General features: G+C 69.0%; 17 protein-coding genes and 2 pseudogenes. 12 read left to right on the top strand and 7 right to left on the bottom strand.

Features of this window, described 5'->3' with window-relative positions; all coding sequences use genetic code 11:
• Positions 1 to 393: 393 nt before the first annotated feature.
• From NON22_RS08650 to NON22_RS08610, 9 genes are all read left to right on the top strand, one after another.
• Positions 394 to 1,968: a hypothetical protein gene (locus NON22_RS08650; protein WP_257386527.1), complete on the top strand. Its 1,575-nt coding sequence runs from the start codon at positions 394 to 396 to the stop codon at positions 1,966 to 1,968.
• Between the two features lie 290 nt (positions 1,969 to 2,258).
• Entirely contained in the window at positions 2,259 to 4,301 is a 2,043-nt protein-coding gene (fusA, locus tag NON22_RS08645) for an elongation factor G (protein ID WP_257386526.1), read from the top strand.
• 112 nt (positions 4,302 to 4,413) lie between these two features.
• Positions 4,414 to 4,656, top strand: coding sequence for a hypothetical protein (locus NON22_RS08640; protein WP_257386525.1), 243 nt, complete (start codon positions 4,414 to 4,416; stop codon positions 4,654 to 4,656).
• Between the two features lie 245 nt (positions 4,657 to 4,901).
• Positions 4,902 to 5,093 carry a hypothetical protein gene (locus tag NON22_RS08635; RefSeq protein ID WP_257386524.1) on the top strand — a complete coding sequence of 64 codons (192 nt, stop codon included), beginning with the start codon at positions 4,902 to 4,904 and terminating at the stop codon, positions 5,091 to 5,093.
• 185 nt (positions 5,094 to 5,278) lie between these two features.
• A complete protein-coding gene (locus NON22_RS08630; protein ID WP_257386523.1) occupies positions 5,279 to 5,416 on the top strand; it encodes a DUF3096 domain-containing protein in 138 nt (45 codons plus the stop codon).
• A gap of 425 nt (positions 5,417 to 5,841) precedes the next feature.
• Positions 5,842 to 5,964, top strand: a complete 123-nt coding sequence (locus NON22_RS08625) for a hypothetical protein (protein ID WP_257386522.1) — start codon at positions 5,842 to 5,844, stop codon at positions 5,962 to 5,964.
• Positions 5,965 to 6,116: 152 nt separating this feature from the next.
• A complete protein-coding gene (locus NON22_RS08620; RefSeq protein WP_257386521.1) occupies positions 6,117 to 7,934 on the top strand; it encodes an autotransporter assembly complex protein TamA in 1,818 nt (605 codons plus the stop codon).
• Positions 7,931 to 11,671 (top strand): translocation/assembly module TamB domain-containing protein, encoded by a 3,741-nt coding sequence (locus tag NON22_RS24895; protein ID WP_257386520.1) that lies wholly within the window; start codon positions 7,931 to 7,933, stop codon positions 11,669 to 11,671. Before NON22_RS08620 ends, NON22_RS24895 begins: the two co-directional genes overlap by 4 nt.
• Before the next feature lie 299 nt (positions 11,672 to 11,970).
• Complete coding sequence (locus NON22_RS08610; protein ID WP_257386519.1) at positions 11,971 to 12,477, top strand: hypothetical protein; 507 nt, start codon at positions 11,971 to 11,973, stop codon at positions 12,475 to 12,477.
• A 47-nt stretch (positions 12,478 to 12,524) separates the two neighbouring features.
• Here the strand turns inward: NON22_RS08610 and NON22_RS08605 are convergent, their stop codons facing one another.
• The 3 genes from NON22_RS08605 to NON22_RS08595 form a co-directional block, all read right to left on the bottom strand.
• Positions 12,525 to 13,016 carry a hypothetical protein gene (locus NON22_RS08605; protein WP_257386518.1) on the bottom strand — a complete coding sequence of 164 codons (492 nt, stop codon included), beginning with the start codon at positions 13,014 to 13,016 and terminating at the stop codon, positions 12,525 to 12,527.
• Between the two features lie 2 nt (positions 13,017 to 13,018).
• Positions 13,019 to 13,573 carry an RNA polymerase sigma factor gene (locus NON22_RS08600; RefSeq protein WP_257386517.1) on the bottom strand — a complete coding sequence of 185 codons (555 nt, stop codon included), beginning with the start codon at positions 13,571 to 13,573 and terminating at the stop codon, positions 13,019 to 13,021.
• A 78-nt stretch (positions 13,574 to 13,651) separates the two neighbouring features.
• Positions 13,652 to 14,005: a hypothetical protein gene (locus NON22_RS08595; RefSeq protein ID WP_257386516.1), complete on the bottom strand. Its 354-nt coding sequence runs from the start codon at positions 14,003 to 14,005 to the stop codon at positions 13,652 to 13,654.
• Between the two features lie 185 nt (positions 14,006 to 14,190).
• Here NON22_RS08595 and NON22_RS08590 point away from each other — a divergent pair, with 185 nt between their 5' ends.
• Positions 14,191 to 14,637 (top strand): GNAT family N-acetyltransferase, encoded by a 447-nt coding sequence (locus NON22_RS08590; RefSeq protein ID WP_257386515.1) that lies wholly within the window; start codon positions 14,191 to 14,193, stop codon positions 14,635 to 14,637.
• 6 nt (positions 14,638 to 14,643) lie between these two features.
• Here the strand turns inward: NON22_RS08590 and NON22_RS08585 are convergent.
• From NON22_RS08585 to NON22_RS08570, 4 genes and pseudogenes are all read right to left on the bottom strand, one after another.
• Positions 14,644 to 14,748 (bottom strand): annotated as a pseudogene (locus NON22_RS08585) (IS5-like element ISCARN85 family transposase); the annotation flags it as partial.
• Between the two features lie 96 nt (positions 14,749 to 14,844).
• Entirely contained in the window at positions 14,845 to 16,179 is a 1,335-nt protein-coding gene (locus tag NON22_RS08580) for a sensor histidine kinase (RefSeq protein WP_257386514.1), read from the bottom strand.
• A gap of 3 nt (positions 16,180 to 16,182) precedes the next feature.
• Positions 16,183 to 16,914 (bottom strand): response regulator transcription factor, encoded by a 732-nt coding sequence (locus tag NON22_RS08575; RefSeq protein WP_257386513.1) that lies wholly within the window; start codon positions 16,912 to 16,914, stop codon positions 16,183 to 16,185.
• A 139-nt stretch (positions 16,915 to 17,053) separates the two neighbouring features.
• Positions 17,054 to 17,668, bottom strand: coding sequence for an arylesterase (locus NON22_RS08570; protein WP_257386512.1), 615 nt, complete (start codon positions 17,666 to 17,668; stop codon positions 17,054 to 17,056).
• On the opposite strand from NON22_RS08570, the gene NON22_RS08565 reads away from it, so the two are divergent.
• Both NON22_RS08565 and NON22_RS08560 read left to right on the top strand, forming a co-directional pair.
• The gene (locus NON22_RS08565) at positions 17,667 to 18,356 is read left to right on the top strand and encodes an ABC transporter ATP-binding protein (protein ID WP_257386511.1); all 690 of its coding nucleotides are present in this window, start codon (positions 17,667 to 17,669) and stop codon (positions 18,354 to 18,356) included. The genes NON22_RS08570 and NON22_RS08565 overlap by 2 nt on opposite strands.
• A pseudogene (locus NON22_RS08560) lies at positions 18,353 to 18,778 on the top strand (ABC transporter permease); the annotation flags it as partial. The gene NON22_RS08565 and the pseudogene NON22_RS08560, both read left to right, overlap by 4 nt.

Raw genomic sequence — 18,778 nt, 5'->3', positions numbered from 1 at the left:
GACTTCGGCTGCGCCCTGCTGCAGGTCTGGGGCTACTGGTCCGACGGCGACCTCGGCGCCTGGCAGCGCGCGCTCGAAAAGGCCCGCGGCCTGGCCGGCGAGCGGCCGATCGCGCCGCTGCTGACCCGGCCGCCGCAGCCCGCGCCGCTGCACTGAGCCATGGGGATGTGACGCCGCGCACAGGTCGCCGGCTGCGCAGTGAAAAAAAATCCGCAACGGAATCAACGCAGTGATGGAAAAGTAAGGAAACGCGAAAGCGCTCCGCATCGAGCGTGAAAGCGGTCCGCAGAGGGCTACCAATACTGCGTCGGTCCATCGGGCCGCCGGCCCTCCCCACCTCCCCCCTCGCCGGCCGTCCGGTGGACCTTCTCCCGCTCCGTCGAGGGTTCATCCATGCGTGTTTGCACACTTGCGGGCCTGATCGGCCTGGCCATATCCGGCGCCGCGCCGGCAGGCAGCTTCACCTCCATCGAACAGCCCGGCAGCCAGCTCGTCGCCCTGTCCGAGCACGGCCGCATCGCCGCCGGCGGCTTCCAGGGCGCCGACGCCGCTTTCCGCTGGACCCGCGACACCGGTGCCTCGCCGATCGCGAACTACTCCGAAGTGCACGGCATGAACAGCTGGGGCCAGCCGGTCGTCGGGCAGGCCCGCGACGCGAACCAAAACTGGGTCGCTGCGATCGCCTACAGCAACGCCGAATTCTTCGATCCGATCCTGGTCGGCGCACTGCCCGGCGCGCAGCCGATGGACGGCTGGCTCAGCAGCGGCTATGACGTCGCCGACGACGGCACCGTGGTCGGCCTGGCCAACAACGCCGCCAACGACGCGGTTGCATTCCGCTGGAACGCGGCGACCGGCATCGGCGAACTGCCGCGCCTGACACCGGAAGGCGCAGCCCGCGCCAACGGCATCAGCCGCGACGGCCAGGTCATCATCGGCTGGAACGACACCGAAGTCGGCTACCGCCGCGCGGTCAAATGGGTCAACGGCACGATCAGCGAATTCCTCGACGGCAAGGGCTCGCAGGTCGGCGAGGCGCTGGGCATCAACCGCGACGGCAGCGTCATCGTCGGCACCGGCGCCGGCGTCGACGGCAAGGAGGCCTGGCGCTGGACCGCGGCGACCGGCGTGCAGCCGATCGGCATCATCGGCAGCGGCAGCTTCTTCGATCGCGCCTATGCCTTCGGCGTCAGCGACGACGGCAACCTGATCGGCGGCGCCAGCGGCTTCGGCTTCCAGCGCGAAGCCGTGGTCTGGACCCCAGCCACCGGCATGGTCAAGCTGACCGACTTCCTCGCGGCCCGCGGCATCGCCGTGCCGGCCGGCTGGCTGCTGAACTCGGTCACCGCGGTATCCGGCGACGGCCGCGTCATCGGCGGCTGGGGTCTGGACCCGAACAGCGCGATCAACTCCTTCGTCATCGAGCTCGACAGCGTGCCGCGCCAGGACGCGATCGTCGAAGCCCGCGGCAAGGTCGTCTACAACGACATCGCCGCCGGTCCGTTCGCCGGCGTGGCCGTGGATGCGCCCGTGAGCATGAGCCTGCGTCTGGATCCCGCCGGCTTCGTCGTGGAGGCGGGCAAGCACGTGGCCTATCCGATCCGCCTCGACCGCGCCGTGCTGCAGGCCGGCGGCGGCAGCGAAACGTTCGCCGACGTCGACACGCCGTCGGTGCGCATCACCAACGATTATCCGCGCTCCGACGGCATCCATCTGTTCGAGACGCCGCTGACGACGCCGCAGACCGGCATGGAGTTCGAGCTGTTCAATCCCGGCGGCGACCTGTTCGATTCGGCCGACCTCAACGGCATCAACCGCACCTTCGGCCCCGAGCACTTCGAGAAGATCGCGTGGTTCGTGTTCGAAGGCCAGGGCGGCGCGCGCATGATGATGATGCAGCTCGAGTCCGTCACGATCGAGGACGAATGCGCGATCTTCTGCGGCCGCTTCGAAGCCCCGGCGCCGTAGTCACGACGACGGCGCGCTGCCCGCGCAGGCCGAGACTCGCGCTCGGCCTGCGCCTACGTCGCAGCGCGCATCCACGGCTCGTCCGATTCCCGACTCTCCACTCCCGATTCCCGCCCGCTGCAACGCAGCTTGACGCTCGCATGACAAGGGGCAAGTCTATGAGCGCGCCTCGCCCGTCGCGACGGCGTACCCGCCATGACCGCCCGCCCCGCGCCTGCCCGCCGGGGTAGCGCTTCCTTCGCGGACGACCATGACGGCCCTGCATCCACGTACGTTGGGAGGGTTACGTCATGTCCTACACCACCGATGGCATCCGAAACATCGCGCTCGTGGGCCACGCGAGCGCGGGCAAAACGACCTTGTTCGAAGCGCTGCTGCATGTCGGCGGCGTGATCCAGACCCAGGGCAGCGTCGAGCGCGGCAGCACCGTGTCGGACTACGATCCGATGGAGAAGGAGCGCCAGCATTCGATCGCCGACACCATCGCGTCGATCGACCGCGGCGGCTGCCACATCAACCTCATCGATACGCCCGGACACCCCGAATTCCGCGGCCCGACCCTGTCGGCGCTCGCCGCCGTGGAGACCTGCGCCATCGTGGTCAATGCCCACAACGGCATCGAGTTCTCCACGCACCGCCTCATGGAATACGCCAAGCAGCGCAATCTCTGCCGCCTGCTCGTCGTCAACAAGATCGACGGCGCGAACTGCCGCGCGCTCATGGAACAGCTGCGCGAGACCTTCGGTCCCGAATGCCTGCCGATCAACCTGCCCGCGCAGAGCGGCAAGACCGTCGTCGACTGCTTCTTCAAGCCCGAAGGCGTGGCCGACTTCGACAGCGTCGCCGCCGCGCACCAGCGCATCATCGACCAGGTCGTCGAGATCAACGAAACCGTCATGGGCCACTACCTCGACGAAGGCGAGCAGGGCCTGTCGGGCCAGGAGCTGCACGACGCGTTCGAACAGTGCCTGCGCGAAGGCCACCTCGTGCCGATCTGCTTCGTCTCGGCGCGCACCGGCGCCGGCGTGCGCGAGTTGCTGGACCTCGTCGAGCGCCTCGCGCCGAATCCTGCCGAAGGCAATCCGCCGCCGTTCGTCAAAGGCGCCGGCGCCGCGGCGACGCCGATCGAGGCCAGGCCCGATCCTGCCGCGCACGTGATCGCCGACGTCTGGAAGATCATCAACGACCCGTTCGTCGGCAAGCTCGGCATCTTCCGCGTCTACCAGGGCACCGTGCGCAAGGACACGCAGCTGTTCATCGACGACGGCAAGAAGCCGTTCAAAGTCGGCCACCTGTTCAAGCTCAAGGGCAAGGATCACGTCGAGATCGACCAGGCCGTTCCCGGCGACATCGCCGCCGTGGCCAAGGTCGAGGAAATCCATTTCGACGCCGTGCTGCACGACTCGCACGACGAGGACCAGATCCATCTGAAGCCGCTGGATTTCCCGGTACCGATGTTCGGCCTCGCCGTCGAACCCGCGCACAAGGGCCAGGAGCAGAAGCTCGCGACCGCGCTGGCCAAGCTCGGCGAAGAGGATCCCTGCTTCCGCGTCGAGCACAACAAGGAGCTCAACGAGATGGTCGTGCGCGGCCTCTCGGACCTGCATCTGAAGCTCATGCTCGAGCGCATGAAGGAGCGCTACGGCGTCGAGGTGAAATCGCGCCCGCCGCGCATCGCCTATCGCGAAACCGTCGGCGGCCCGGCCGAAGGCCATCACCGCCACAAGAAGCAGACCGGCGGCGCCGGCCAGTTCGGCGAGGTGTTCCTGCGCATAGAACCGCTGGAGCGCGGCGCCGGCTTCGAGTTCGTCGATGCGGTCAAGGGCGGCACGATTCCGGGCCAGTTCCTGCCGGCCGTCGAGAAAGGCGTGCGTCAGGTGCTCGACCACGGTGCCGTCGCCGGCTACCAGATGCAGGACGTGCGAGTGACCGTCTACGACGGCAAGTACCACCCGGTGGACTCCAAGGAGGTCGCCTTCATCGCGGCCGGCAAGAAAGCCTTCCTCGACGCGATCGCGAAAGCGCGTCCGACCGTGCTCGAACCCGTCGTCAATCTCGAAGTGTTCGTGCCCGACAACCACATGGGCGACGTGACCGGCGGCCTGGCCGGCAAGCGCGCGCGCATCAGCGGCACCGACTCGCTGCGCGGCGGCGAGATCATCATCCGCGCACAGGTGCCGCTGGCCGAAGTCACCGACTACCAGACCGAGCTCAAGTCCATGACGGGCGGCCGCGGCCGCTATGCGATCGAGTTCAGCCACTACGAACCGGTGCCGCCGCAGGTGCAGAAGCACCTCGTCGAGTCCTACAAGCCGCGACCCGAAGAGGATTGAAGTCTGACGACCGGAGCGCGCGGACGCGCTCCGGTCGGCGGCCCGGCCGATGCTGCAGGGACGTATCTGTCCCAAGGTTCCTCTCCAGCTGCATCGGTGCTAGCCTCGCCCGATGAACAAGATCACGGTCAGAAAAATCCGGATCGATCGCGAAAACGGCCGGCTCCCGACGCCGGCGCTGAAAACGACCGGATCGCTGATGGTCAGGGATTCCGCAACGGAGGCAGCGCCGTACGGCGCCGATGTCGGCCGCCCCGCATCGAGCCGCAAGCGGGAACTGCAGACCTTCAACGACGCGTTGCGTGACTCGATCCGGCAGAACAGATCCGCGATCGAGAAGCTTTCCAAGCGCTGAGACGATGGTTCGTCTGCTCGGCGTCGACGACGTCATCCGGATTCACGATACGATTCTTGCCGAGACCGGCGTAGGCCTGCCGGGACTCGCCGGCGACAAGGATCTCGCGGGTACGCTCGGCCGCGTCGCGAACCGGATCGGCTACGAGCTGCACGACGATCTGCTGCGCATCGCCGCGTTCTATGCCGTCGCCATCGCAACAGGACATTGCTTCACGACGCAACAAGCGAACCGCCTTCGTGACGATGGATGTGTTCCTGCGCATGAACGGTCTGGCCATCGGCATGGACGAAGACGCCGTCGTCGAGTTGATGGTGCAGACCGCGGCGGGCCGGCTCGATCACGAAAGCCTGACCGAACGCATCGCCGACCATCTCTATGAAATTCTCGCGGCGCGCGGGACCGGCGCCGCCGATGAGCCGTTTCCGTCGGATTGACGCGTAGTCGCGGCGGCCTCGCAGGTCGCTCACCTTCGCGTCCGTCGATATCGCTGCATGCAGTACCGACGTCGCGCCACGGAAATGTCGATCCGCACTGCTGTCCGCGTGCGCTTGCGCGCATTCATCGCTCGACTACACTGGGCGCGCGACAGTAGTCCACCCCATCGAAGGAGTCGAAGGCCGTGAACATCCCTGCCCTGCTCGCGCTGATTGCCGGCATCCTGATCCTGATCCGTCCGCGCCTGCTGAACTATGTCGTCGCGATCTATCTGATCGTCGTCGGTCTGCTCGGCCTGTTCCCACGGCTGGCGCATTTCTGAGCACGCCGCAGCGACGAATGCGGCGCTACGCCGCGCCGGAAACCCGGTCAGCAGACCGGGGGGCCGATGCGGCGGCCGCTGACGCTCGACGACGACGCAGATCGACGGCCGCTCGCGCGCGATGGAGGAAAACCTGCGCACATCGGCGAACGCCATGCAAGCCGGTCGACGCCGTGCGCGAACTGCCACGCGACAGGACACCGGCCGAGCGGGCGAACGACTGCCATGGCCGGCGTGCGTTGACGACGTGCCGCGAGCGGTGCCTGATCGGCTGATGCGGGCTCAACTACCGTCCGATCTCGGCGAGTGGGCATCGGCTACGGCTTCCTGCGCGACTGCCGGGAAAGGGCTCTGCCAGCGAAGCAGGCACCGCCGTATCGCAGCAGGTTTCGATCAGCTCGGCCTGCGCTGCATCGTCGCCCCTCATGCCGGAAAGCACGTATCCGGCGCGCCTGCCGGAGAACCTCGGCCTGGGCCACGGGCACTGCGTACGCCTGCAGCGGCATGCCGGCGAGATCGATCTGTACGCGATCGCACGGACAATCTGAAAGCCGTACCGCGCTTCGCCGGCACACGCGGGCCGCACGGAGAAACGCGCCAGCGGCGATTCGGTGACCGCCGTCACTGCCTGTGACGCATCGGCCCGGCGGCGTCCGTTGCGGCTGCGATAGAATCCAGCTCGTTCGCACGGATAGGTCGCATGCACGACAAGGAATCCCCGCCGCTGCCGCCCGAATCGCCCGCTGCATCGCCGTCACGGCGCGCGCGGCGCGTCATGTTCGCGCTGGTGCTGTTCGTCGGCGCCAGCGGCACCGCCTCGGCCGGCAAAATCGTGACGACGATCGGCGGCATCGATGCCGACCTCAAGATCGCCGCGCTGGCCGGCCTGGATCTGACGCAGTACGCCGATCGCGAGGTCAGCGCCGCGCAGGCGCGCCGCCTCTACGAACGCGCGCCGGCGCAGATCGCCGCGGCGCTGGAGCCCTACGGCTATTACGAGGCCGACGTCACCGGCGAGCTCAAGGAGACGCCCGAAGGCTGGAATGCCGTGCTCGACGTCAAGCCCGGCGAGCCGGTCGTCGTCGACGTACTCGATCTCAAGCTCGAAGGCCAGGCACGCGAGCTCAAGAGCGTGCGGCAGGCGCTGCGCGCGTTCGCGCCCAAGCAGGGCCAGCCGATGAATCACGACGCCTACGAGCGCGGCAAAGCCGCGATCCAAGCCGCGCTGTTCGCCGACGGCTTCCTCGACGCGAAGCTCGTGACCCGGCGCGTCGAAGTCACCCGCGGCACGCACAAGGCGGCCATCCACCTGGCCTGGGAGCCCGGCCCGCGCTACCGCATCGGCCGCACCGATTTCGAAGGCAGCCAGTTCAACGAGAATTTCCTGCTGCGCTATCTGCCCTGGCAGGAAGGCGACTTCTACACGCAGGACCTGCTGCTGTCGTTGCAGCAGCGCCTGACCGAAGCCGACTATTTCGCGATCGTCGACGTGAATCCCGACATCGAGCAGGCCGCCGACGGCGTCGTGCCGATCAAGGTCACCCTGGCGCCGGCCAAGCGCAGCATCTATACCGGCGGCCTGTTCGTCGGCACCGACACCGGCTTCGGCGTGCGCGGCGGCCTCGAGCGGCGCTGGGTCAATCGCAAAGGCCACAAGTTCAAGAGTGAAGTGATCCTGGCCCAGCGCCTGACCTCGGCCTCGACGCTGTACCAGATTCCGCTGCCGGGCCCGGACAACCGCGCCTTCAACTTCGGCGTCAACTACCGCGACGAAGACACCAAAACCACGCGTTCCAAGACCAGCACCGTCGCCGCGAACGAGACGCGTCAGTGGATGGGCTTCACACGCACCCTCGGCATCAATCTGCAGACCGGCGACTTCGAGATCGGCGACCGCAAGGAAGTCGCGTTTCGCGGCAATTCGACGATGCTCTATCCGCAGGCCAGCCTGACGCGCAAGCGCGCCGACGATCCGCTGTTCGTGCGCCGCGGCTACTCGATCAACCTCCTCGCGCGCGCGGCGGCGCAGGGACTGCTGTCGGACACGAACTTCGTGCAACTGCGCGGCGACATCAAGTGGATACGCGCGTTCAAGCCGCGCCAGCGCCTGATCCTGCGCGGCACGGTCGGCACGAGCTGGGTGGACCAGTTCGACAAGCTGCCGCCGGACCTGCGCTTCTTCGCCGGCGGCGACCGCTCGATCCGCGGCTACGGCTACCAGACCGTCGGCCCCGATCTCGTCGTCGATCCGGAGAAGAAACCCGTCGTCATCGGCGGCAAGCACCTGCTGACCGCGAGCGCCGAATACGAGTACTACTTCAAGCCGAAATGGGGCGTGGCGACGTTCGTCGACGCCGGCGACGCGTTCTCCGGCACGAGCTATTCGCCGAAGATCGGCACCGGCCTCGGACTGCGCTGGCGTTCGCCGGTCGGCATGGTGCGCTTCGACCTCGGCGTGCCGCTGCGCGAGCCCAAGGATGGCGTGCAGATCCATCTCGTCATAGGACCCGATCTGTGAAGCGCGCGCTCAAATGGCTGGCGCTGCTGATCGGCGCGCTCATCGTCGTCGTCGCGGTCGCGACGTTCTGGCTGCTGCGCACCGAGTCGGGCCTGCGTTTCGCGCTGGACCGCGCGCTGGCCGCGACCGGCGGCAAGCTCGCGATCGGCGCGAGCGAAGGTCGATTGGCCGGGCCGCTCGTGCTGCGCGACGTGCGCTGGCGCGACGCCGGCGTCGACGTGCAGGTCGGCCGCGTCACGCTCGACGTCGCGCCGCTCGCGCTGCTGCGCCAGGTCGCGCACATCGAGAACCTCGAAGCGGCCGACGTCGTCGTCGCGACGACGACGCAGCCGCCCGAGCCGAATCCGCCGCCGGCACAGCCGTTCCCGCAGCAGCTGCCGGTCGATCTCTATCTCGACCGCCTGCTCGTCGAGCGCGTGCGCGTCAGCCACGACGGCGCCGAGGTGTTCCGGGCCGACAGCTTCGCGACGAAGGCGCACTGGGCCGATTACGAGATCGCCGTCGAGAAACTCGCGCTGCGCGCGCCCGTGGGCGAGGTCGATTTCGACGCACAGGCCAGCACGGCCGGCGACGATCGCGGCAAGGCCGACGGCCGCTTCCGCTGGCAAGTCGACGGCAAGGAGTACGCCGGCCTCGTGCACGCCAGCAGCGACGGCAACCTGCCGATCGCAACCGTGCAGTTGCAGCAGCCCGTCGCCATCCGCGCCGACCTCGCCGCCGAAGCGTCGAACCTGCCGCTGCGCGAACGCTACTGGAAGCTCGCGCTCAGTGCCGAACGCTTCGCGCTCGACCGCCTCGTCTCGGAGCCGCCGCTGCGCAGCGTGGGCCTGGAGCTCGACGCACGCTTCAACGCGAAGGAAGGCCGCATCAGCGGCCACGTCGATCTCGACGACTACCGCGTCGTGCTCGATCCGGCCGACTACGCGCTCGGCGACGACAGCCTGACCCTGCGCACCGTGTCGCTGACCTCGCCGAACGTGCCGGGCTCGGTCTCGTTGAGCGGCACGGTGCCGCTGAAGGACACCGGCAAGGCCAATCTCGATCTGGCCTGGAACGACGTGCTGCTGCCGGCCGCGCTCGCCAGGCAAGAGCTCGCGAGCCGCGGCACGGTCAACGTCGGCGGTTCGCCGCAGCAGTACGCGCTGGCCGGCGAACTCCAGCTCGGCCCGCCGGGTCAGCCGGTCGACATCACCGTATCGCTCGACGGCACCGATGCGGCCATTGCGCTGAAGCAGCTGCGCCTGCAGCAGCGCGTCGCCGGCAAGCCGGCCGGCACCCTGGACGCGATCGGCGACATAACGCTCAAGCCCGTGCTCGGCTGGAAGCTCGACGTGAAGGCCGACCGCCTCGATCCCGGCGCGTTCGCGAAGGACTGGCCCGGCGCACTGAATCTGTCGCTGGCGACCGAAGGCCGGAAGACCGACGCCGGCGTCACGACCACGCTGAAGATCGATCGCCTCGACGGCACCCTGCGCCAGCGCCCGGTCAGCGGCAGGGCCGACCTGCGCATCGCGCCGGAGTTCGTCGTCGACGGCACCTTGAACCTGGCCTCCGGCGCGAGCAGCGTGAACGTGCAGGGCCGCGGCAGCGCGCAGACTACCGACGCGCAGATCGGCTTCAATGTCGCATCGCTGGCCGACCTGCTGCCGCAGGCCGCCGGCAAGCTGAAGGGCCAGTTCGCGCTCAAGGGGAAGTGGCCGGCGCTCGCGCTGACCGGCAAGGCCGACGGCCAGGGCCTGGCCTACGACGGCCATCGCGCGACGTCGCTGGAACTGAACCTCGACGTCGCCGATATCCAGGCGCCGCGCGGCAGCCTCGACCTGCTCGCGACCGGCGTCGGCACCGCCGGCCAGTCCTTCGACCGCGTCAGCCTGGCCGGCAAGGGCGACCGCGCCACGCACGAGATCGCATTCAACGCACGCGGCTCGGCGCTGTCCGCGCAGTTGCAACTGCGCGGCGCGCTCAAGGACGGCAACTGGAACGGCAGCCTGAACACCCTGACCTTCGCGCTGAAGGAGCAGCCCGAATGGCGCCTGGAACAGCCTTCGGCGCTGTCCTACGGCGACGGCGCGGCGAAGCTCGGCGAGCTGTGCCTCAGCGCACAGGGACCGCGCCTGTGCCTGTCCGGCGCCCAGGCCGCCGACGGCAGCGCCGAAGGCCGCTACCGCATCGAACGCCTGCCGATCGCGATGATCGCGGCATTCGCTTCGCCCGACGCGACCTTCAAGCTCGACGGCGAGATTAACGGCGACGGCGAGGTCCGGCGCAGCGCGCTGGGCGCATTGAACGGCACGGCGAAGATCGCGTCGGCCCAGGGCCGCATCGCCTATCCCGACCACCCCGAACAGCCGCTGCTGAGCTACGAAGGCCTCGCCGTGGATGCGAGCTTCGCGCCCGAGGCGCAACGCGTCGTCGTGCAGGCCAAGCTGTCCGACGGCGGCCGCATCGACGGTCAGCTCGCGATCACCGGCGCCGACCAGCAGCTGTCGGGCCAGATCCAGCTCGGCCTCGGCAGTCTCGCATTCGTCGAACTCGTCAGCACCGAAGTCGCGAACACGAAGGGCCGCGTCGACGGCAACCTCGCGTTCGCCGGCACCCTGGCCGCGCCCGTCGTCAGCGGCCGCATCCTCGTCGACGGCTTCGCGACCGAAGTGCCGGCCGCGGGCCTCAAGCTCGCCGACGGCAAGATCCAGATCGATCTCGACGGCCAGCAGCAGGTCACCGTCAGCGGCGGCATCGCCTCGGGCGGCGGACGCCTGGAGGTCAGCGGCAGCGGCGGCCTCGCCGCGGACGCGCCGCTCGAGATCAAGCTCGCCGGCAAGGATTTCCTCGCCGCCGACATTCCGGCCGCGCACGTGCTGATCTCGCCGCAGCTCACCGTGCGCCGCGACGCGCAGGGCCTCTATGCGAGCGGCGAAGTCGGCATGCCGAAGGCCGACATCGACCTGACCAAGCTACCCGGCGGCGGCGCGGCCAAGCGCTCGCCCGACGTCGTCGTCGTCGACGCGGAAGCCACCGAGAGCAAAGGCGCGCTGCCGATCACGGCCGACGTGACTCTGCGCCTCGGCGACAGCGTGAAGCTCAAGGGCTTCGGCCTCGACGGCAAGCTCGACGGCCAGCTCGTCGTCGTCGAACGGCCGGGCCGCCAGACCACGGGCCGCGGCGAGATCCGCGTCGGCGGCACCTACAAGGCCTACGGCCAGGACCTCAAGATCCAGACCGGCCGCCTGCTGTTCGCCGGCACCGCGATCGACAATCCCGGCCTCGACCTCAAGGCCGCGCGCGAACTCAAGGACGTGACCGCCGGCCTGCGCGTCCAGGGCACGGCCCAGGTGCCCGTGCTGACCGTGTATTCGGAACCGGCCATGGAACAGTCCGAAGCGCTGTCCTACCTGATCACCGGCCGCCCGCTGTCGGCGCTCAAGAGCGGCGAAGGCGATCTCGTCGGCGCGGCCGCGCAGGCGCTCGGCTCGGCCACCGGCGACCTGCTCGCCAAGAGCATCGGCGCCCGCCTCGGCGTCGACGCTGCGGTCAGCGACAACGCCGCGATCGGCGGCGCCGCGTTCACGGTCGGCAAATACCTTTCGCCGAAGCTGTACCTGAGCTACGGCGTCGGCATCTTCACGCCGGGCGAAGTCATCACCCTGCGCTACAAGCTCTCGCGACTCTGGGAGCTCGAGGCACAGAACGCGACGACGGAGAATCGGGCGGGGTTGAACTACCGGTTGGAGAAGTAGCGCGGTGTTCACCGCTTGAATCGTCGCAACCATTCCGCGCCAGCCAGCAGTCTCTCCGGAGAAAGACCGGGCGAGATGAGTCTGTTCGAACTCCTCACGACAGCGATCGCCGCTAAAACACCTGACGCCGCCTCGCAACCTCCCGGCAGCGCGAACGGTGCATACGTCATCTCGCGACGATGATTCGGCTCGCACACCGGGCACCACCTGAAGCCTGGCTGCAGCACCGCCCGGTGCTGCGCGGCACTCATCGGCCGGCCTTTGCTACGATCGCACGTCGATCCCATCGAACGCGCCCGATGAACCTGCGTCGCACCGCCTTCGCCATCGCGGCGTCATTGCTTGCCACGACCAGCCTGGCCGGCGACCTGAAACTCGGCGGCGTCGCGCTGCTGCAACCCGAAGACGTCGTCGGCGCACGCGTGAACTCGGCGGCCGATCTCGCCGCGTACATCCAGGCGCTCGAACGCGCCGCCGCCGGTTATTTCGCGACGTTGGAGCCTTCCGCGCCACGCTCGGGCCATCTCGTCATGGCGACCAAACCCACGCATGCGACGAACGCCTGGGTCGCATTCGAACCGGCGCTGCCGGCCGAACAAGCAGAAACGCTGATTCGGCGCCTCCGCGAAGTAACGCCGGCGGACACGAGGAACGGTCCCGTCGTCTTCGCGCTTCAGGTCGGCGTCGACGGCGCCGCCGCACCGGCCGAACCCGCGCCGCGCATCGAGGAATGGGCCAAAGCAGTCGAAAAAGCCGGAAAGGCGCTCAGCGTCGACGAGGTCGTGCTGCGCGCCTGGAAGCCCTGAGCAGCGGAAGGCGCGATCGCGGAATCGGCGTGGTAGCGGCGCACACCTCAGACCGCCGCGCCGAGCAGCTGCTCGAGCTCCTTGCGCCGCGCCTGCAGCTCGGCCCTGCGTCGGTACGCCTGGATCAGCTGCACGCCGGCGAGCACGAGCATTCCGCCACCGCTGACGACGGCTGTCGTGTAGATGCCCTGCGGCCTGGCCGGCGCCATCGCGAGCGCGCCGCCGGTGAAGGTGCCGGTGAAGGCGACGGCCATCCAGCCGGCGACGACGCGGTGCCTGGCCATCAGCGGCCTTCGCTGCCGCAGCACCCAGGCCGCGTAGACGATCCAGCCGACGGCCATCGCGAGCATCGCGCCGAAGGCGGCCTGCGTGCGCGGCGGCAAGGCCGGCTCGGTCGCGAGCAGGCCGGCGAGCAGCACGCTCACGATCGATCCGGCCAGCAGCAGCGCGACGTGGCCGTAGCGCGACGCCGGCGACAGGGCGCGCGCGGTGAGCCGGCGCAGTTCAGTTTCGAGAGACGGCGACAGGGGTTCGTGCATGATCATTTCTCCGCAGTGAGGTGGTGGCGCAGCAGCGCCCGTGCGCGGAACAGCCGCGACTTGACGGTGCCCGTCGGAATGCCGAGGGCCGTCGCGATCTCCGCGAGCGGGAGCGCTTCGAGGTAGAACAGGGTCAGCACTTCGCGTTCGACGAGCGGCAGGCGTTCGAGGCCGCCGGCCAGGGCGCGTTCGCGATCCTCGGCATCCTCGCCGTCGTCGTCGACGGCGGCGAAGGTGTCCCAGTCGACGTCCGCATCGACGGTCATCGCATAGCGTTCGCGCAGCCGGTCGGCGAACGTGCGATGCGCTATGCCGAACAGCCATGGGCGGAACTGCGCCGCGTCGCGCAGCCGGCCGAGGCCGCGGACGGCGCGCAGCCAGACGTCCTGGACCAGATCGTCGGCGAGCGCCGGGTCGCGGGTCAGCTTCAGCGCATAACGCTGCAGCGGCGCCGCCCAGCGCCGGATCAGCGCGTCGAACGCCGCCCGCTCGCCGAGCTGGCAGCGGACGACGAGCAGCGTATCGGCATGGTCGGCGGCGGTCGGTGGCGGCTGCACGGATGACTCCCTGGCTTCGTCGCCAGGGTAGTCGGCGAACGCCTGCAAAGGTTCACGGCCGCACCGTCCCGCCGTCGCTCAGTTGATGAAGGTCACGCTGAACCAGGCCGACCGCACGCCGCTGCTGCCGGGTTCCTGGAACGTGCCGACGTAGAACTCTTTCCTGTTCGCCAAATTCCGTGCCACGGCAGCCATGCAGCGTGCGACGTCGCCGCCGGGGCCGTCCCGCCAGCATGAGACCTGCACGAACTTGGGCTCCTTCTTCGCCGTCAGCAGATACGACCCGCCGCTGCCGCTGACCTTGCAGTCGGACGCGCTGCCGTAGGCGACCCGCGGTGCGGCACCCGTGCCGTCTATCGTGCAGTTGATCGTGGCGGCCTGCAGCGAGGAATGCAGCAGCAGCAATGCGCCGGCAAACAGTGGCGTTCTCATCGGACACTCCCAGATTCGTCAGCCTGTCGCTGACGAATTCCGGGTGCCGCTCGAAGGCGGGTTCTCGCAGCAGCCGCCGTCGCATCCGCGCTATCGTTCGCGGCGGCCCGCGCGACCGGCCACGATTCACTTGCCGCGCGGCGTCCGTCTCGTCGATACGCCGACAAACCATAGCGCACACCATCATGACCCTGACGACCGCCCGACTGCGCTGGAAATCCGACCTCGCCGAGGTCGACTGGAACGCGCTCTCCGATCTCTACCGCATCGCGCCGCTCGGCGAGAAGAAGCCCGAGGATCTGCGCGTTTCCTTCGGCAACAGCCGCTACACCTGCCTGGTCTTCGACGGGGGCGCGCTCGTCGGCGCCGGCCGCGCGCTCGCCGACGGCATCGACTGCAGCTATCTCTGCGACGTCGCCGTGCATCCGGACTACCAGGGCATGGGGCTCGGCAAGGCCCTCATCGAACGGCTGCGCGACCAGTCGGTGGGCCATCGCAAGATCATTCTCTATGCGAATCCCGGCAAGGAAGGGTTCTACGCGAAGCTCGGATTCCGCCGGATGCGCACGGCCATGGCGATATTCGCGAACCAGGACCGGGCGATCGAAACCGGCCTGGTGTCCGGCGACTAGGGCCTGTCAACACATCCGAAGTCCATCGGCGATCAATGCAAAGCTGATGAAGCCGAGGAACATGAGGTCGAGCTTTTCGAATCGAGAGAAGATCCGGCGGAATCCTTTGAGGATGAATCGTTGTGTTCCAGCCGCCTCGGGACTTGCCGATGGACTGCGGTCCATTTTTTCCGCGAGGCGCCGGCCGCGCGACGGTCCTTGCGCGGCTCAATGCGTGCGTGGCGCGTCGTTGCCGGCGGCGCCCGCCGGCAGCGGCCTCGCCTGCGGAAACCGTATCGTCGCCGTCGTGCCCTTGCCGAGCACGCTCGCGAGTTCCAGCGGCCAGCCGAAGCGGTCGGACAGGCGCTTGACGATGGTCAGGCCGACGCCGTGGCCGCCGCGCGGATTGCGGTCGGCGTGGAAAAACGGCGTGAACACGTGGGCGAGGTCGTCGTCGCTCATGCCCACGCCGGTGTCCTGCACGCGCACGTAGTCGGCGCCGACGGTCACGACGACGCGGCCTTCCTCGGTGTAGTGGCAGGCGTTGCGCAGCAGGTTGCCGAGCATGACCGAGAGCACGCGCGGCGAGGCGTGCAGCGCGAAGCGGCCTTCATGGCGCAGGAACAGCTGCACCGGCTTGTTGTCGAGCAGCGGCTGCACGCGTTCGGTCTCTTCCTCGACCAGCGCGTCGATCTCGAAGTCTTCCTGCGGCAGCCCCGTGTCGGATTCGCGCGCGAGGATCAGGAACGCTTCGATCAGCGCCTCCATGTCGCGGGTCGCGGTGCGGATGCGGCCGACGGAACGGCGCGCGAACGCGGACAGCTCCTCGTCCTCGAGCACGTCGGCGGCGACCTTGATCACGGTCAGCGGGCTGCGCAGCTCGTGGCTCGCGTCGCGCGTGAAGTTGCGCTCGCGCTCGACGAACGATTCGATGCGCGTCGCGAAACGGTGCAGCGCGCCGGCCAGCACGCGCACGTCGCGGTCGGTCTCGCCGGGCAGGCGTTCGAGGTTCAGGGCGCCGAGGTCCGGCGACTTCGGATCCCAGTCGCGCACGACGTTGGCGAGCGCGACCACCGGCGAGCGCGCGCGGCGCGAAGCGCGATAGGTCAGCCAGGTCGCGAGATAGATGATCAGCAGCACCGCGGTCAGCGGCACGAAGCCGAACAGGAACGCGAAGCGGTGCACCTGCTCGCGGCGGAACACGAGGAACAGCCGGCCGGGCTCGGCGTCGCTGACGTAGACGAGCTCGTCGATGCCGGTACCGTGCAGCCGGTGGAAGCCCGGACCGAGCGGCAGCAGTTCGGCCGGCAGCGGCGCCGCCGACGCGTCGCGGCTGACCAGGTAGCCGCGCATGTTGTAGGTGTCCGGCGGCACCATGCCCGGCTGTTCGGCCGCGCGCTCGAAAAAGTGCTGCGCCTCGTCGCGCAGCGCGCGGCGCAGCAGCAGGTCTTCGAGTATGGCCGCAGCGCCGTAGACGCCGACGAGCGCGGCGCAGCTGATCGCTGCGAGCTGCAGCATGAACACGGCCCAGACCTTGCGCCGTGCGCCACCGGGCGCCCGCATCGATCAATTCGCCTGGCTGCTGGCCGCGAGTTCCGCGTCGAGATCGGCAAGGCGGTAGCCGGCGCTGTGTATCGTGTGCAGCAGCTGCTGCTGGAACGGCTTGTCGATGATCTTGCGCAGGTTGTACAGGTGCGAGCGCAAGGTGTCGGAGTCGGGCAAGGTGTCGCCCCAGATCTCGCGCTCGATGTCGCGGCGGCTGACCACGCGCGGCGATTCGCGCATCAGTATCGTCAGCAGCTTGATGCCGATCGGCGAGACGACGAGCTCGTGGCCGCCGCGCGTCAGGCGCAGGGTCGCCGTGTCGAGCACGAGGTCGGCGACCTTGAGCACCTCGGCGCTGACCAAGCGGCGGTCGCGGCGGATCAGGGCGCGCACGCGCGCTTCGAGTTCGCGGATCTCGAACGGCTTGACGAGATAGTCGTCGGCGCCCGCATCGAGACCGACGAGCTTGTCGTCGAGCGTGTCGCGCGCGGTCAGCATCAGCACCGGCGTCGACTTCTTGGCTTCGCTGCGCAGGCGCCGGCACAGGTCGATGCCGTCCATGCCCGGCAGCATCAGATCGAGCACGATGACGTCGTAGCTGTTGTTCGTCGCCAGACGCAGGCCGGTCAGGCCGTCGGTCGCATAGTCGATGCCGTAACCGCGGCGTTCGAGGTATTCGCCGACCATCTCGGCGATGCCGCGGTTGTCCTCGATCAGAAGAATCAGTCCCGCCGGCTCTTCGCGCTGTTTCATGTCGCCCCTCATACCGGTCTTCACATTTGTGAAGGTTGGTCAGCCTCGAGTGACGCCGGCGTGAAGCCGCGGCCGGCGGTCTGTTCATCCGTATGGCGATCTGTCGGAGCCCGCCGCGGCCCGGCGCGGCGGCCGGTGCTCACAGTTCGCCCTCGAGCACCGGCCAGACGTTGTCGAGCACGCGCGGCTGGCCCTGCGCGGTCGGGTGCAGGCCGTCGTCCTGCATCAGCGCCGGATCCAGCGCGACGCCGTCGAGCAGGAACGGGACCAGGGGCACATTGAATTCGCCGGCGAGATCCCGATACATCGCCCGCAGGCCGTCGCGGTACTGCGGGCCGTAGTTGACCGGCAGCTCGATGCCGATCAGCACGGCGCGCGCTTTCGTCTCGCGGACCTGGGTCAGCAGCCTGGCGAGGTTGGCGCGGATCTCGGTCAGCGGCAGTCCGCGCAGGCCGTCGTTGGCGCCGAGCTCGATCAGCACCAGGGTCGGCGCGTGCTCCTTCAGCAACGCCGGCAGCCGCGCCAGGCCGCCGGCCGTGGTTTCGCCGCTGATCGAGGCATTGATCACGCGGCGCGGCGCGGCCGAGGCATCCAGACGCCGCTGCAGCAGGCTGACCCAGCCCGCCTCGGGCGCGATGCCGTGGGCGGCGGACAGCGAATCGCCGAGCACGAGCAGGCTGCCGCTCTTAGCCGCGGAGGCCGTCGAAAACGCTGTTGAAAAAATCAAAAAAACCACACCAAGGAACCGCCGCATGTCGCCATCCGCCGAAGTCGCACTGAGTGCCCGCGATGTTAGCAAAGCCGTTTCCGGGCCCGACGGCCGGCTGCAGATCCTCGACGGGGTCAGCCTGTCGGTGCCCGCCGGCGACTCGCTGGCCATCGTCGGCGCCTCGGGCTCGGGCAAGACCACCCTGCTCGGCCTGCTCGCCGGCCTGGACAATCCCGACAGCGGCGAAATCGCGCTGGCTGGCCAGCCGCTGCATCGCCTCGACGAAGAAGCACGCGCCGCGCTGCGCCGGCGGCGCATCGGCTTCGTGTTCCAGAGCTTCCACCTGCTGCCGGCGCTGACCGCCGAGGAAAACGTCATGCTGCCGCTGGAGCTCGAGGACGGCGGCGACGCGCAGACCGCCGCGCGCGAGGCCCTGGCCGCGGTCGGCCTGTCGCAGCGCCTGCATCACTACCCGAGCCAGCTGTCCGGCGGCGAGCAACAGCGCGTCGCGATCGCGCGTGCGTTCGTGCACGGACCGAGCCTGCTGTTCGCCGACGAACCGACCGGCAACCTCGACGCGCGCACCGGCCGCGCAGTCAGCGACCTGCTGTTCGAGCTCAACCAGGCCCGCGGCACGACGCTCGTGCTGGTCACCCACGACATGACCCTGGCGCAACGCTGCCGCCACGTCGTGCGCCTCGACGGCGGCCGCCGCGTGGAAGAAGCCGCATGAACATCGTCCGCTTCGCCGCCCGCTCGCTGCGCCGCGAGTTCCGCCACGGCGAACTGCGCACTCTCGCCGCGGCGCTGGTGCTCGCCGTGGCGGCGCTGACCGCCGTCGCGACCCTGGGCCAACGCGTCGAACGCGCGATTCTCGCGAGCGCGGCCGAGCTGATCGGCGGCGATCTCGGCGTCGCCGGGCGGCGCGCGTTCGCGCCTGAATTCGCCGAACGGGCGCAGAGCCTCGGCCTGCGCCACAGCGTCAGCGCCGAGTTTCCGAGCGTCGTGTTCGCCGCCGGCAAGAGCCAGCTGGCCCAGGTCAACGCAACCGACGCGAACTATCCGCTGCGCGGCGAGCTGCAGGTGCGCGGCGCCGACGGCGCCGAGCGCACGGCCGCCGCGCCGGCCGCGGGCACGGCCTATGCCGACGGCCTG

The organism is Tahibacter caeni, from assembly GCF_024609805.1.
Taxonomy (GTDB): Bacteria; Pseudomonadota; Gammaproteobacteria; order Xanthomonadales; family Rhodanobacteraceae; genus Tahibacter; species Tahibacter caeni.
The sequence above is the reverse complement of the archived record's forward strand: the minus strand, read 5'-3'. Positions and strand labels throughout refer to the sequence as shown.

Bases quoted from the DNA above. Each gene is read 5' to 3' on its own strand.
- NON22_RS08575 (WP_257386513.1), bottom strand. From the start codon at position 16,914: ATGAAACAGCGCGAAGAGCCGGCGGGACTGATTCTTCTGATCGAGGAC.
- NON22_RS08595 (WP_257386516.1), bottom strand. From the start codon at position 14,005: ATGAGAACGCCACTGTTTGCCGGCGCATTGCTGCTGCTGCATTCCTCG.
- NON22_RS08570 (WP_257386512.1), bottom strand. From the start codon at position 17,668: ATGCGGCGGTTCCTTGGTGTGGTTTTTTTGATTTTTTCAACAGCGTTT.
- NON22_RS08650 (WP_257386527.1), top strand. From the start codon at position 394: ATGCGTGTTTGCACACTTGCGGGCCTGATCGGCCTGGCCATATCCGGC.
- NON22_RS08625 (WP_257386522.1), top strand. From the start codon at position 5,842: ATGCCGGAAAGCACGTATCCGGCGCGCCTGCCGGAGAACCTCGGCCTG.
- NON22_RS08640 (WP_257386525.1), top strand. From the start codon at position 4,414: ATGAACAAGATCACGGTCAGAAAAATCCGGATCGATCGCGAAAACGGC.
- NON22_RS08635 (WP_257386524.1), top strand. From the start codon at position 4,902: ATGGATGTGTTCCTGCGCATGAACGGTCTGGCCATCGGCATGGACGAA.
- NON22_RS08580 (WP_257386514.1), bottom strand. From the start codon at position 16,179: ATGCGGGCGCCCGGTGGCGCACGGCGCAAGGTCTGGGCCGTGTTCATG.
- NON22_RS08620 (WP_257386521.1), top strand. From the start codon at position 6,117: ATGCACGACAAGGAATCCCCGCCGCTGCCGCCCGAATCGCCCGCTGCA.
- NON22_RS08610 (WP_257386519.1), top strand. From the start codon at position 11,971: ATGAACCTGCGTCGCACCGCCTTCGCCATCGCGGCGTCATTGCTTGCC.
- NON22_RS08565 (WP_257386511.1), top strand. From the start codon at position 17,667: ATGTCGCCATCCGCCGAAGTCGCACTGAGTGCCCGCGATGTTAGCAAA.
- fusA (WP_257386526.1), top strand. From the start codon at position 2,259: ATGTCCTACACCACCGATGGCATCCGAAACATCGCGCTCGTGGGCCAC.
- NON22_RS08605 (WP_257386518.1), bottom strand. From the start codon at position 13,016: ATGCACGAACCCCTGTCGCCGTCTCTCGAAACTGAACTGCGCCGGCTC.
- NON22_RS08590 (WP_257386515.1), top strand. From the start codon at position 14,191: ATGACCCTGACGACCGCCCGACTGCGCTGGAAATCCGACCTCGCCGAG.